Genomic DNA, 13,992 nt, shown 5'->3' on the forward strand with positions numbered 1-13,992 from the left:
ATGTCAAAAACCGAAACAGCTGTAAAAGCCACTTATTTTAGCATTATTGGAAACACTTTATTAGCTTTAATAAAAGGAATTACAGGCTATTTTGGAAATTCATACGCAATGATTGCTGATGCAATTGAATCAACTGCTGATATTTTTGCTTCGTTTTTAGTGCTTTTCGGTATCAAATATTCTAATCGCCCTGCAGATGAAAATCATCCGTATGGTCATGGTAGAGCAGAACCTTTAATTACATTTTTAGTTGTTGGGTTTTTAATCACTTCGGCAACAGTTATTGCTTACGAAAGTTTTCATAACATTGGAACACCACACGAATTACCAAAACCATTCACACTTTTTGTTTTAGGAGCTATTATTTTGTGGAAAGAAATTTCGTTTCAAATTGTAATGAAAAAAAGCATTGAAACCAATAGTAGTTCGTTAAAAGCAGATGCTTGGCATCATAGAAGTGACGCTATTACATCGGTTGCAGCGTTCATAGGAATTTCTATTGCGTTGTATTTTGGAAAAGGCTACGAATCTGCCGATGATTGGGCGGCTTTGTTGGCTTCATTTTTAATTTTGTATAATTCCTATAAAATTTTCAGACCCGCATTAGGTGAAATTATGGACGAACATTTGTATCATGATTTAGAAGCCGAAATAAAAAGAATTTCTCAAACAGTTTCGGGTGTAATTTGCATAGAAAAATGCTTTATCAGAAAAGCCGGAATGAAATACCACGTGGATTTGCATGTAATGGTTGATGGTAATAAATCAGTAAAAGAAGGTCATGATATTGCACATATTTTGAAAGATACACTACGAGAACAATTAATGGAATTAGGCCATGTTTTAATACATATTGAACCTAATTTTGAATCTATCGAACGCTAATTATGTTATCTTTTTCATTTAAAAATAGAATTGCTTTTAACTACATTGTAAGTGGTTCAATTCTTATTGCTATAGTTTTTCTGTTTATTTATAATATTGTAAAATTTAGCGTTAATAAGCACGTTAATGAAGAAATTCAAGAAGAATTATATAAACATTTAGATGATGTCTCTACCGATTCTAATGATACCTATTTAATTCAGGTGGATCAATGGCGAGCAAGAGAACACAATTCTATCAGTGTGAATCCTGTTTTTGTTGAATTTTATGATAATAACAAAGAAATAATTGATAAATCGCCAAATCTAAAAAGTTCGAACCTAAAACTTTTTCCAGATAGTAACAACGAATTTATCGATACCAAGTTAAATAATATTCCAGTTAGACAAATTCAAACTGCAATTATAAATAACAATCAAATTGTTGGTTATTTAGTAGTTGCGATGTCTTTAGAAGACTTTGAAATTGTTCAGATTTTGAAGAATATTTTATTAGTTACATTTCCAATAATACTTATTTTACTTTTCTTAATTGCTCGATTTTTCGCAGGAAGAAGTATTAAACCTGTTCGAACAATTATTGAAACTTCAAGCCAAATTACTAAAGATAATTTACAAACTCGAATTCCATTACCTCAAAACAAAGACGAGCTATACGTTTTATCCGAAAACATAAATAATCTACTAAGTCGTATCGAAAATGCTATTGACCGTGAAAAACAATTCACTTCCGATGCTTCACATGAATTAAGAACACCGTTAGCCGTGATTAAAGGAACAATGGAAGTTCTAATTAGAAAGCCAAGAAATCAGCAAGAATATGAAGAAAAAATTCAATTTTGTATTTCTGAAGTAAATCGATTAAATCATATGGTAGATCAATTGTTACTTTTGGCTCGTTTTGAAAATCAGAAGCAAAATGTAAAGCAAGAAACTATATATTTAAACGCTTTAATTTTAGATAATTTAACTCGTTTTTCTGAGAAATCAGAAAATAAAAAACTTAAAATAAAAGCTGAATTTACCGAAGATTATTACTTGATTTCTGATAATTATTTGGTTTCAATCATCATTAGTAATTTAATTTCAAATGCAATAAAATACTCCAATCCTAATGGTGAAATTGCAATTGAATTAGGAAAAAAGAATGATGAAGTTACTTTTTCAATTACCGATTACGGTGTTGGAATTGCTAAAAATGATTTGGACAAAATTTTCAATTCATTCTATCGTTCTGATGTTTCTAATCATCCAGAAATTAAAGGAACGGGGTTAGGTTTGTCTATTGTAAAACGACTTTGCGATTTATTGAAACTTGAAATTGCTGTTGAAAGTAACTTAAGTCAAGGTACCACTTTTATTTTAAGTTTCCCTTTAGCCAAACTTAAGTAGCTCTTAAGTTTTTTCCTATTTATATTCTTTACATTTGTATTGTAGTTTTTAGTATTTTTATGAACTGCTCAAATTGTATAAAATGAACAAATTAATTGCCTATTTCCTAATTTCAGTATTTATGTGTGCCAACACATCGATAGGGCAATTATTGAAAGTTCCAAACTTAATAGAACATTACAACGAGCATAAAAATGAATTAACTTCAGATTCAATTTCATTTATTGATTATATTGTTTCGCATTATTCTAAAAACGCCGAGAATAATCATGATCACGAAGATTTACCCTTTAAAACATTGGATAATTCGTCAAGTGCATTATTTGCATTTTCTATAATTACCTATCAAATTCAAGTTGTAAAGTCTTTAATTTCTACTCAAAAGAAATTCTTTTATAATAAATCTTTTAAATCCAATTTGATTGCTTCAATTTGGTTACCGCCTAAATTATTCTAATATTTTGTTTTAATAATTGATTCATTTATAATGATTCAGTTGTGTTTATCTAAAAAGATAAGTACTATTTTTAATTATAAAATTTACTAAAATGTTAGAAAAAATTATAGCCTTTAGTTTAAAGAATAAACTTATTGTCCTTTTGTTTACGCTTGGTGTTGTAGGATTTGGTTTGTTCTCTGTTTTCCAAATTTCTATTGGAGCTGTACCAGATGTTACTAATAACCAAGTACAAGTAATTACAACGTCTCGCAATCTTTCTACACAAGATATCGAACAATACATTACCTATCCTGTTGAAATTGAAATGGCGAATTTGCCAGGTGTAACTGAAATTCGTTCAATTTCAAAATTCGGATTATCTGTGGTAACGATTGTTTTTGAAGACGAAATCGGAACCTATTTGCCAAGACAATTAATAGCTGAAAAAATTAAAACTGCTACCGAAAAAATTCCAGAAGGTTTTGGAACACCGGAAATGGGACCAATTACAACTGGTTTAGGCGAAATCTATCAATATACTTTAGAAGTAAAACCTGAATTTAAAAATCAATACACAGTTACCGATTTGCGTACGATTCAAGATTGGGTCGTAAAAAGACAATTATCTGGAATCAAAGGTGTAGTTGAAATCAATACTTGGGGTGGCTTTTTAAAACAATATGAAATCGCTATAAATCCAGCAAGTTTAAAGGCAATGAACATTTCTACTACTGATGTGTTTACGGCTTTAGAAAAAAATAATAGTATTGCCGGTGGTTCATATATTGAAAAAACCAATCAAAGTTATTTCATTCGTGGCGAAGGAAAAGTAAATTCCGTCCAAGATATTGAAAACATTGTCGTTAAAAACGATTCTGGTTTACCAATATACATTAAAGACATCGCCAAAGTACAATTTGGTCATGCCAATCGTTTTGGTGCGATTACAGGAAATGGAGAAGGTGAGAAGGTTTTAGGTCAAGTAATGATGCTAAAAGGCGGAAACTCAAAACAAGTAATTGAAGATGTAAAAGAAAGAGTTGCAGAAATTGAAAAAACATTACCAGAAGGTGTTTACATCAACGGATTTTTAGAACGAAGTGAATTAGTAGGAAAAACAACGTTTACAGTTGCAGAAAACCTAATTTTAGGTTGTTTAATCGTAATTTTTGTTGTGGTTTTATTACTCGGAAATTGGCGTTCAGGATTGGTTGTTGCATCAGTAATTCCGCTCTGTTTATTATTTGCCATTTCCTTCATGAATATTTTCGGAATTGATGCCAATTTAATGAGCTTAGGGGCGATAGATTTCGGAATCATCATCGACGGAGCCGTAATTATCGTAGAATTTATTGCTTTTCAAATTGCGCATAAATCCAGACATTTAGTCGGTTTAGCGAAAGAAGATCGTCAGTTAGAAATTGACCAAATTACCTATAAAAGTGCTTCAAAAATGATGAATTCGGCTATTTTTGGGCAGTTAATCATTCTTATTGTATTTATTCCAATTCTTTCCTTATCAGGTGTCGAAGGAAAAATGTTTAAACCTATGGCAATGACATTTAGTTTTGCTTTAGTTGGCGCGATGTTATTCTGTTTTACTTACGTTCCTGTTGCGGCTTCATTGTTTTTAAAACCGCAAGAAGAAAACCCAAAATCAATTTCAAATCGGTTAATTAATAAATTGAATTCTTGGTATTTACCTGTGATTACTTGGGCTTTAGGCAATACTAAAAAAGTACTTTACGGAGCTGTTGGTTTATTATTTTTAGCTGTTGGATTGTTTGCAACCATGGGAGGTGAATTCATTCCAACATTAGACGAAGGTGATTTCGTAATTCAACCTGTTTTAAAAACAGGAACATCACTTTCTAAAACCATTGAAACTACTACCAAAATTGAAAAAATAATTCTTAAAAATTTTCCAGAAGTTTCTCAAGTAGTCAGTAGAATTGGTGCTGCCGAAGTGCCAACCGATCCAATGAGTATGGAAGAGAGTGATATTATCGTAAAATTAAAACCAAAATCAGAATGGGTTTCTGCCGATTCTAAAGATGAATTAGCTGATAAAATCAAAGCGGCTTTAGAAGAGAAAATTCCAAACATGGAAATCGAATTTACGCAACCTATCGAAATGCGTTTCAACGAATTAATTTCAGGTTCTCGTTCTGATGTGGCAATTAAAATTTTTGGTGAAGATTTAGATATTTTAGCCAAAAAAGCACACGAAATCGAAAAAGCAATTAAAAATGTGGAAGGCGCATCGGATATTATCATCGAAAAAACGGAAGGTTTGCCTCAAATGTTTGTGCAATACGACCGAAGTAAAATTGCTCGTTATGGACTAAATATTGCCGATTTAAACGAAATGATTGCTTTAGGTTTCGCTGGGAAAACCGTTGGAAATGTATTTGAAGGCGAAAAACGTTTTGATATGGTCATTCGATTAGATAAAACCAACAGAACCGATATTGAAGACTTACGAAATTTATATGTTTCCACTCCAAATGGAGAGCAAATTCCGTTAAGAGAATTAGCTGCTATTGAATATACAGAAGGTCCAGCTAAAATTTCAAGAGACAATACCAATCGAAGAATTATTGTGGGAATCAACGTAAGAAACCGCGATTTACAAAGTGTTGTGGATGATGTGCAGCAAATTATTGATGCTAAAATTGATTTACCAACAGGCTATCGCGTTACTTATGGTGGTCAATTTGAAAACTTACAAAGTGCCAAAGCCCGATTGTTAATTGCGGTACCAATTGCCTTATTTTTAATATTTATTTTGTTGCATTTTGCCTTTGGATCCATCAAAGAAGCGTTAATGGTGTATTCTGCAATTCCTTTATCAGCAGTAGGTGGGGTGTTATTTTTGTGGATGCGAGATTTACCTTTTAGTATTTCAGCAGGCGTTGGATTTATTGCATTATTCGGAATTGCAGTGCTAAACGGAATTGTACTAATTGAACATTTTAAAGAATTGAAACACAGTGGCATGAAAGATATGAATGAACTCATTTTAAAAGGAACCACCGATAGACTTCGACCAGTTTTATTAACCGCCGCTGCAGCTGCTTTAGGGTTTTTACCAATGGCAATTTCATCATCGGCTGGAGCAGAGGTACAACGCCCATTAGCTACCGTAGTTATTGGTGGATTATTCACTGCAACACTGTTAACCATGATTGTATTGCCTATTTTATTCAAAGTTTTTGATGAGAAAGAATTCAAAAAACCAAAATTCAAAAAACATGTAAGCGGAACTTATATTTTACTATTTTTATTTGCAACAAGCTTTGGTTTTGCTCAAGAAAATAATACGGAATTAGATTCAATTATGGCTAAAGCATTACAAAACAATAAATTAGTAAAAGCTGGACAATTGCAAATCGACAAAGCAAATGCAAACGTAAAAACGGCTTATTCTTTTGATAAAACGAATGTGTATTACAGTTATGATCAAAATAATTTAGCCACAAATAACGAACCCTTAAAAGTATTTGGAGTACAGCAATCATTTGCTTTTCCAACGGTTTATGGTGCTCAAAAAAAGGTCTATAAAGCTGAATTAGAAAGTCAAAAGGCTTCTTTCGAATTGCAAAAAAACAAACTCAAATTTGAAGTTTCAAAAATATATCATCAAATTGTATATGTGCAACATAAAGAAAAATTGTACTGCTATTTAGATAGTTTGTACCAAAATTTCTCTAAAGCAAGCGACAGAAGATTTGAATTAGGCGAAACCAATTACTTGGAAAAAATAACCGCTGAAGCTAAATTTAGACAAATTAGAACCAAACTTTCGCAATTAGATAAAGAGAAAAAAGCACAATTAGAATTATTGCAAGCTTTAGTGCAGTCTGAGGGAAAAATTAGTGTAAAAACAGATGAAATTAAACCAATAAATACTATATTAAATACTTCAAGTAAAGAATTTTATAGCTCTTATTTAGAAAGTATTACAAAAAAATATAAATCTAATGAACAACTCCAGAAACAGCATTGGTTACCCGATTTAAATGTGGAATATTTTCAAGGAAGAAATAGCGGAATTTCGCAATCTTTATATGGATTTCAAGTAGGTGTTGCTGTTCCAATATTGTTTAATGGAAATGTTGCCAAATCGAAAGTAGCTAAGTTAGAAACTCAAGCTTGGGAAGAACAAAAACAACATGAGTTAATTAAAATTGATGCACACATCAACCAGAAAAACAGCGAATTAGAGCAATATAACCAAGCCATCGATTACTATAATCAATACGGAAAGAAAGTTTCTCAGGAAATCATTAAAGTTGCTAACATGAGTTACAAACATGGTGAAATTGATTTTTTTCAATTCATACAAAGTTTAGAAAATGCAACCACAATTCAGGTTGATTATTTAGATGCCGTAAACCAATTCAATAAGACACAATTAGACTTACAATATATTAATTTACAATAAATTAGAGATGAAAAAAATATTTTACATAGCAACAATAACAACTCTTTTATTTTCATGCAAACAAGATGTCGCAGAAGAAAAAGTAGTTGATGACGGATTGATTACGGTAACTGAAGCCCAATTTCAATCGTCAAAAATGGAAATAGGTTCACCAATGGAACAAGATTTCGAAGTTACAGTAAAATCCTCTGGGAAAATTGATGTTCCACCACAATATAGAGCTAAAGTAACTACATTTTTAGGCGGTTATGTAAAAGCTACCAAATTATTAGTGGGTGATAAAGTTGCAAAAGGACAAGCTCTAATTACCTTAGAAAACACCGATTATCTGGATTTACAAAAGGATTATGTAGAAGTTGCCGAACAAATTAACTATTTGAAATCCGAATTTGAACGTCAGAAAACATTGTACAATGAAAAAATCACTTCACAAAAAAACTATCTAAAAGCAGAAAGTGATTACCGACAAGCAAAAGGAATGTATCAAGGCTTACGCGAAAAATTAGTGTTGTTAAACATCAATCCAGCTAATGTTGAGCGTGGAAAATTTACTTCACAAATTACAATTTCGGCACCCATTTCCGGAGATGTAACAGTGATGAATGCAAATGTTGGCATGTTTATGTCACCTTCCGATGTAATTTTAGAAATTGTGGATACCAATTATTTACACCTGAATTTAAGCATTTTTGAAAAAGATATTTTACATGTAAAACAAGGTCAAAAAATCACTTTTAAAGTACCCGAAGCAAGTAAAGAACAATTCAGTTCTAACGTACAATTAGTCGGAAAATCGATAGAAAGTAAGGACAGAACTATTTCGGTTTTTGGTACACTATCACCAGAAATAAAAGGAAAATTGTTATCTGGAATGTTTGTAGAAGCTAACATAATTACAGATGCTAAAAAAGGATTTGGAGTTCCATCTGATGCTATCATTACAGAAAATGACAAACATTATGTTTTGGTTTTAAACAGTAAAACAACTGAATATAAATTTAAAAAAGTTGCTGTTACGGTAGGTGAAAAATCAGAAAAATTCATTGAAATTATGCCTGATGATAATGTTAATACTGAAACAAAATTACTAACAAAAGGAGTATTCGAATTAACTAATTAAAAAATAGAAATTATGAATGACGCACATTTACACATGGTTTTCAACCATTTTCCTATTATTGGATTATTCTTTGGAATAGGAATTTTAGCATTCGGAATCATCAAAAAACAAACAATTTTGATCAACACAGCTTATGTCATTTTTATATTTTGCATGATTATGGCAAAAGCAACTATGATGACAGGAGAAGGAGCAGAAGAAATTGTTGAAGAATTAGGTGTTTCACACGAAATCATTCATGAACATGAAGAAATTGCAGAAACCTTCATGAAAGTACTTTATGTTATAGGAATTCTTTCCATTTTAGGCCTAGTTGCCAATTTTAAAAAACATGCAAAAGCACCAATTGTTTCTTATGTTGTTTTAGTTTTAGCAATTGGTGCTGCAGTTTTGTCTAAGTCAGTAGGAACTTCAGGTGGCGAAATACGTCATACCGAAATCAGAGAAAATGCCAATATTAACAATGCTTCAACTGAAAGTAATGAAGAAGGATTGGATAATGATGATCACTAAACAAAATATAATTTTTTAAAAAGTTTTGTTTATTCGAAAATTAAGTCGTTACATTTGCATTGTTAAAATAACAGAAATTATGTTTTTAAATCAATTACATCATCATCATCATACCTCCGCTCAAGCGAAGTAGTGATGCTATGTAATTATACCATATAAACTATTAACCCGTTTGAGTGCATCAAGCGGGTTTTTTGTTGTTAAGCATTTTTTACAAATCCCTTGGTGTACTTTTTTAAAACAAAAATTAAAAATGAACACATTAAAAATTGCTATTCAAAAATCAGGTCGCCTTCACGATGAAAGTATTCAAATCTTAAAAGATTGTGGAATTTCTGTATATAATGGAAACGATCAACTCAAAGTTACTGCTTCCAATTTTCCATTAGAAGTCTATTATTTACGAAATTCTGATATTCCTCAATATTTGATTGATGGCGTTGTTGATATTGCCATTGTTGGTGATAACTTATTGGTAGAAAAAGGGCAAAACATTCAAATTGCAGAGAAATTAGGTTTTTCCAAATGTAAAGTTTCGGTAGCGGTTCCAAAGAATTTCAACTACAATTCTATTCAAGATTTAAACGGATTACGTGTTGCCACTTCATATCCAAAAACGGTTGTGGATTACTTTTCTTCGAAAGGAATTTCTGTAGACATTCACCAAATCTCAGGTTCGGTTGAAATTGCCCCAAACATCGGACTTTCAGATGCGATTGTAGATATCGTTTCTAGTGGAAGTACTTTGTTTAAAAACGGTTTAAAAGAAGTGGAAGTGATCTTAAAAAGTGAAGCCGTTTTAGCGGTTTCACCTCAAATTTCTAATGAAGCAACGCAACTATTAGCCAAGTTACAATTCCGAATTCAATCCGTTCTACGTTCTAGAAAATCAAAATATATTTTAATGAATGTTCCCAATGAAAAAATCGTTGATATCAGCAAAATTCTTCCTGTTTTAAAAAGCCCAACCGTTATGCCATTAGCCGAAGAGGGATGGAGTAGTGTGCATTCTGTAATTGACGAAGATAAATTTTGGGAAGTCATTGACCAACTTAGAGAAGCTGGAGCTGAAGGTATTTTGGTTTGCCCAATTGAGAAAATGGTCCTTTAAAAGAAAAAAGAGAATAGAATTAAGAATATAGACTTATGAAAAAAATATATAACCCACAACCCGAAACTTGGTCAGAAATTTGCAAAAGACCAACCCAAACGTTCTCTGATGTAGAAGAAACGGTTAAGCAAATCTTTAAAGAAGTACAACAAAAAGGCGACAAAGCCATAGCAAAATATGCATCTTTCTTTGATGGCGTGACTTTGGAGAACATTCAAGTGACTTCAGAAGAAATTGAAACCGCAAAAAATGAAGTTTCTGATCAACTAAAAGAAGCAATTCAATTAGCCAAATCAAACATTGAACAATTTCATTCAGCCCAAAAAACGGATAAAATAGTTGTTGAAACTACCATCGGAGTTACCTGTTGGCAAGAAAAAAGACCGATTCAAAAAGTTGGTTTATACATTCCAGGCGGAACAGCTCCGTTATTTTCAACGGTTTTAATGTTGGCCGTTCCAGCTAAATTAGCAGGTTGTCAAGAAATTGTTTTGTGTTCGCCATCGGATAAAAATGGAAAAATAAATTCTGCAATTCTATATGCTGCTGATTTGTGTGGTGTAACTAAAATCTATAAAGTAGGTGGAATTCAAGCTATTGCTGGTATGACTTTTGGAACAGAAACGATTCCGCAAGTATATAAAATCTTCGGACCTGGTAATCAATTTGTAACAATTGCGAAACAATTTGCTTCTCAAAACGGTGTGGCTATTGATATGCCTGCAGGTCCAAGTGAATTACTAGTATATGCAGATGAAACCGCAATTCCAAGTTTCATAGCTTCTGATTTGCTAAGTCAAGCCGAACACGGAAAAGATAGCCAAGTGATTTTGGTTACTACGAATAAAAACATTTTAAACGATGTAGAAGAAGAAGTGTACAAACAATTAAAAGAACTGCCAAGACAAGAAATCGCTCAAGTAGCAATTAATAATTCCAAATTAATCTTCGTTGAAACCGAAAAAACTGCTTTATCGTTTATTAATGAGTACGGCCCAGAGCATTTTATTGTATGTTCTAAGAATGAAGATTATTTCGTTGACGGCATTCAAAACGCAGGTTCGATTTTCATTGGAAACTATACTCCAGAAAGCGCTGGTGATTATGCTTCTGGAACTAACCATACGCTGCCAACAAATGGTTATTCCAAAAGTTATAGTGGTGTAAATTTAGATAGTTTCTTAAAAGCGATGACCTTTCAAAAAATATCAAATGAAGGTATTCAAAACATCGGAAAAGCAATTGAAACAATGGCGGAAGCCGAAGGTTTACAAGCACACAAAAATGCAGTTACATTAAGATTAAAATAAGAGCTATGAATTTAGAAAACCTAGTCCGAGAAAACGTAAAAAAACTGAGTCCCTATTCCTCAGCGCGCGACGAATTTGAACAGTTTACCAAACCAATGATTTATTTAGACGCTAATGAAAATCCATTTTCAAACGGAATAAATCGTTATCCTGATCCACAACAAAAAGACTTGAAAGCTGCAATTGCTGATAAAAAAGATATTTATGTGGAAAATATTTTATTAGGAAATGGTAGTGATGAAGTGTTAGATTTGATTTTCAGAGCGTTTTGTGAACCAAATCAAGATAACATCATCACATTGCCGCCAACGTATGGAATGTATGGTGTTTTAGCCAATATCAATGCAATTGAAAACCGTGAAGTGTTGCTAAATGAAGAATTTCAGCCGAATGTTGATGCTATTTTGAATACTGTGGATAAGAATACAAAAATCATTTTTTTGTGTTCGCCCAATAATCCAACTGGAAATTCATTTGCTGACGAAACTATCATCAAAATTTTGAATAATTTCAAGGGTTTAGTTGTTCTAGATGAAGCATATATTGATTTTTCTGCTAACAAAAGTTGGTTGGATGAATTGAAAGATTTTCCAAATTTAATCATTACTCAAACCTTATCAAAAGCTTATGCTATGGCAGGTTTACGAATTGGAATTTTGTACGCTTCAAAGCCTATTATTGCAGTACTAAACAAAATAAAGCCACCATATAATGTAAATATTCTTTCACAAGAAACTGCTGAAAAAAAATTATTGCAAAGCACGCTGAAAGCACAAGTAAGAAAAATTTTGGTAGAAAAAGAAAAACTCATAGTTGCTTTAAAATCAACTAAATTTATAGAAAAAATATTTCCTTCCGATGCTAATTTTATTTTGATTAAAGTAGATGATGCAAATTATCGCTATCAACAATTTTTAGATAATGGAGTAGTGGTTCGCAACAGAAGTAATCAACCTTTATGTGAAAATTGTTTGCGTATTACGATTGGAAATAAAGAAGAAAACGAACGAGTAATTGAACTATTAAAATCTTTCAACAATGCCTAAAAAAGTATTATTCATCGACCGCGATGGAACAATTATAAAAGAAACTATCGACGAACAAATTGATGGTTTTGATAAAATGATTTTTTACCCAAAATGCCTTTCCTTCTTGAGTAAAATTGCCAATGAATTAGATTATGAATTGGTGATGATTACTAATCAAGATGGTTTAGGGACTGAAAAATTTCCCGAAGAAACGTTTTGGCCAGTTCACAATTTTATCATGAAAACCTTTGAAAATGAAGGTGTCATTTTTGAAAAAGTTTTTATAGATAAATCATTTCCAAGTGAAAATAAAAATACCAGAAAACCGGGAACAGGTTTGTTAACTTCTTATTTTTCTAATGAATATGATTTACAAAATTCATTTGTAATTGGCGATCGACTTACCGATGTGGAATTGGCTAAAAATTTAGGTTCAAAAGCTATTTTTATAAACGATGAAACCCATTTAGGGACCACTGAAATATCTGTCAAACAAGAAGAATTACAATCAATAATTGCTCTGGAAACAAACGATTGGCAACAGATTTATGAGTTTTTGAAACTAAAAAACAGAACCGCTTCCATTTCCCGAAAAACCAATGAAACAGCTATTGACATCACTTTAAATTTAGACGGAACTGGAAAAAGTAACATCAATACCGGAATTTCTTTTTTCGATCACATGTTAGATCAAATTGCGCGTCACGGACAAATGGATTTAGATATCCAAGTCAAAGGCGATTTAGAAGTCGATGAGCACCACACAATAGAAGACACTGCGATTGCTTTAGGAGAAGTTTTTGCAAAAGCGTTAGGCAACAAACTAGGCATCGAACGTTACGGATTTTGTTTACCAATGGATGATTGTTTGGCTCAAGTAACAATCGATTTTGGTGGAAGAAACTGGTTAGTTTGGGAAGCTGAATTCAAACGTGAAATGATTGGTCAAATGCCTACTGAAATGTTTTTTCACTTCTTCAAATCATTCACAGATGGTGCCAAAGCTAATCTTAATATCAAAGCAGAAGGCACAAATGAACACCATAAAATCGAAGCCATTTTCAAAGCTTTCGCCAAAGCCATAAAAGCTGCTGTAAAACGTGATGCAGAAAAAATGATTTTACCAAGTACAAAAGGAATGTTGTAATGAAAATAGCTATAATTGATTACGGTGCCGGAAATGTGCAAAGTGTTTTATTCGCTTTGGAACGACTTGGTTTTGAAGGAACTGTCACCAACGATTGGAACACTATAAAATCCGCTGAAAAAGTTGTTTTTCCTGGTGTAGGTGAGGCGAGTAGTGCAATGAAAATGTTGCAAGAAAGTGGTTTAGATGTTTTGATTCCAACCTTAAAACAACCGGTTTTAGGAATTTGTTTGGGCATGCAATTGATGTGTAAACATTCGGAAGAAGGTAACACGAATGGATTAGGAATTTTTAATGTCAATGTTGTCAAATTTTCAAACGAGGTTAAAGTGCCTCAAATGGGTTGGAATACGATTTACAATCTGCAATCGCCATTGTTTGAAGGAATTAAAGAAAACGAATTCATGTATTTGGTGCACAGTTTTTATGCACCACTGTCTGAAAACACTATTGCTACAACAAATTACCAACAAGAATATAGCACAGCATTACAACGTGATAATTTCTTTGGAGCACAATTCCACCCAGAGAAAAGCGGAACATTCGGAGCACAAATTTTGAAAAACTTTTTAAACCTTTAATTTTAAAAATAGGAACACAG

11 protein-coding genes are annotated in these 13,992 nt (G+C 32.2%); all 11 read left to right on the forward strand.

Features of this window, described 5'->3' with window-relative positions:
* The 11 genes from B2741_RS00095 to hisH all read left to right on the forward strand — a co-directional run bounded on the left by B2741_RS00095 (position 1) and on the right by hisH (position 13,972).
* A complete protein-coding gene (locus B2741_RS00095) occupies positions 1 to 885 on the forward strand; it encodes a cation diffusion facilitator family transporter (protein ID WP_291134149.1) in 885 nt (294 codons plus the stop codon).
* A 2-nt stretch (positions 886 to 887) separates the two neighbouring features.
* Entirely contained in the window at positions 888 to 2,276 is a 1,389-nt protein-coding gene (locus tag B2741_RS00100; RefSeq protein WP_291134152.1) for a sensor histidine kinase, read from the forward strand.
* 82 nt (positions 2,277 to 2,358) lie between these two features.
* Positions 2,359 to 2,733 (forward strand): hypothetical protein, encoded by a 375-nt coding sequence (locus tag B2741_RS00105; RefSeq protein ID WP_291134155.1) that lies wholly within the window; start codon positions 2,359 to 2,361, stop codon positions 2,731 to 2,733.
* Between the two features lie 91 nt (positions 2,734 to 2,824).
* Positions 2,825 to 7,162: a CusA/CzcA family heavy metal efflux RND transporter gene (locus tag B2741_RS00110; protein WP_291134158.1), complete on the forward strand. Its 4,338-nt coding sequence runs from the start codon at positions 2,825 to 2,827 to the stop codon at positions 7,160 to 7,162.
* 7 nt (positions 7,163 to 7,169) lie between these two features.
* Positions 7,170 to 8,282: an efflux RND transporter periplasmic adaptor subunit gene (locus tag B2741_RS00115; RefSeq protein ID WP_291134160.1), complete on the forward strand. Its 1,113-nt coding sequence runs from the start codon at positions 7,170 to 7,172 to the stop codon at positions 8,280 to 8,282.
* Positions 8,283 to 8,294: 12 nt separating this feature from the next.
* Positions 8,295 to 8,795, forward strand: a complete 501-nt coding sequence (locus B2741_RS00120) for a hypothetical protein (RefSeq protein ID WP_291134163.1) — start codon at positions 8,295 to 8,297, stop codon at positions 8,793 to 8,795.
* A gap of 253 nt (positions 8,796 to 9,048) precedes the next feature.
* Positions 9,049 to 9,906, forward strand: a complete 858-nt coding sequence (gene hisG, locus B2741_RS00125) for an ATP phosphoribosyltransferase (protein ID WP_291134166.1) — start codon at positions 9,049 to 9,051, stop codon at positions 9,904 to 9,906.
* Positions 9,907 to 9,941: 35 nt separating this feature from the next.
* Positions 9,942 to 11,216: a histidinol dehydrogenase gene (gene hisD / locus B2741_RS00130; RefSeq protein WP_291134168.1), complete on the forward strand. Its 1,275-nt coding sequence runs from the start codon at positions 9,942 to 9,944 to the stop codon at positions 11,214 to 11,216.
* The gene (hisC, locus tag B2741_RS00135; protein WP_414655290.1) at positions 11,213 to 12,262 is read left to right on the forward strand and encodes a histidinol-phosphate transaminase; all 1,050 of its coding nucleotides are present in this window, start codon (positions 11,213 to 11,215) and stop codon (positions 12,260 to 12,262) included. The genes hisD and hisC overlap by 4 nt, the downstream gene beginning before the upstream one ends.
* Entirely contained in the window at positions 12,255 to 13,391 is a 1,137-nt protein-coding gene (gene hisB / locus B2741_RS00140; protein ID WP_291134174.1) for a bifunctional histidinol-phosphatase/imidazoleglycerol-phosphate dehydratase HisB, read from the forward strand. The genes hisC and hisB overlap by 8 nt, the downstream gene beginning before the upstream one ends.
* Positions 13,391 to 13,972, forward strand: coding sequence for an imidazole glycerol phosphate synthase subunit HisH (gene hisH / locus B2741_RS00145; RefSeq protein ID WP_291134176.1), 582 nt, complete (start codon positions 13,391 to 13,393; stop codon positions 13,970 to 13,972). Before hisB ends, hisH begins: the two co-directional genes overlap by 1 nt.
* Positions 13,973 to 13,992 lie beyond the last annotated feature (20 nt).

Source organism: Flavobacterium sp. UBA7663, from assembly GCF_002483315.1.
Lineage (GTDB): Bacteria > Bacteroidota > Bacteroidia > Flavobacteriales > Flavobacteriaceae > Flavobacterium.

Bases quoted from the DNA above. Each gene is read 5' to 3' on its own strand.
- hisD (WP_291134168.1), top strand. From the start codon at position 9,942: ATGAAAAAAATATATAACCCACAACCCGAAACTTGGTCAGAAATTTGC.
- B2741_RS00115 (WP_291134160.1), top strand. From the start codon at position 7,170: ATGAAAAAAATATTTTACATAGCAACAATAACAACTCTTTTATTTTCA.
- B2741_RS00110 (WP_291134158.1), top strand. From the start codon at position 2,825: ATGTTAGAAAAAATTATAGCCTTTAGTTTAAAGAATAAACTTATTGTC.
- hisH (WP_291134176.1), top strand. From the start codon at position 13,391: ATGAAAATAGCTATAATTGATTACGGTGCCGGAAATGTGCAAAGTGTT.
- B2741_RS00120 (WP_291134163.1), top strand. From the start codon at position 8,295: ATGAATGACGCACATTTACACATGGTTTTCAACCATTTTCCTATTATT.
- B2741_RS00095 (WP_291134149.1), top strand. From the start codon at position 1: ATGTCAAAAACCGAAACAGCTGTAAAAGCCACTTATTTTAGCATTATT.
- B2741_RS00100 (WP_291134152.1), top strand. From the start codon at position 888: ATGTTATCTTTTTCATTTAAAAATAGAATTGCTTTTAACTACATTGTA.
- B2741_RS00105 (WP_291134155.1), top strand. From the start codon at position 2,359: ATGAACAAATTAATTGCCTATTTCCTAATTTCAGTATTTATGTGTGCC.
- hisG (WP_291134166.1), top strand. From the start codon at position 9,049: ATGAACACATTAAAAATTGCTATTCAAAAATCAGGTCGCCTTCACGAT.
- hisB (WP_291134174.1), top strand. From the start codon at position 12,255: ATGCCTAAAAAAGTATTATTCATCGACCGCGATGGAACAATTATAAAA.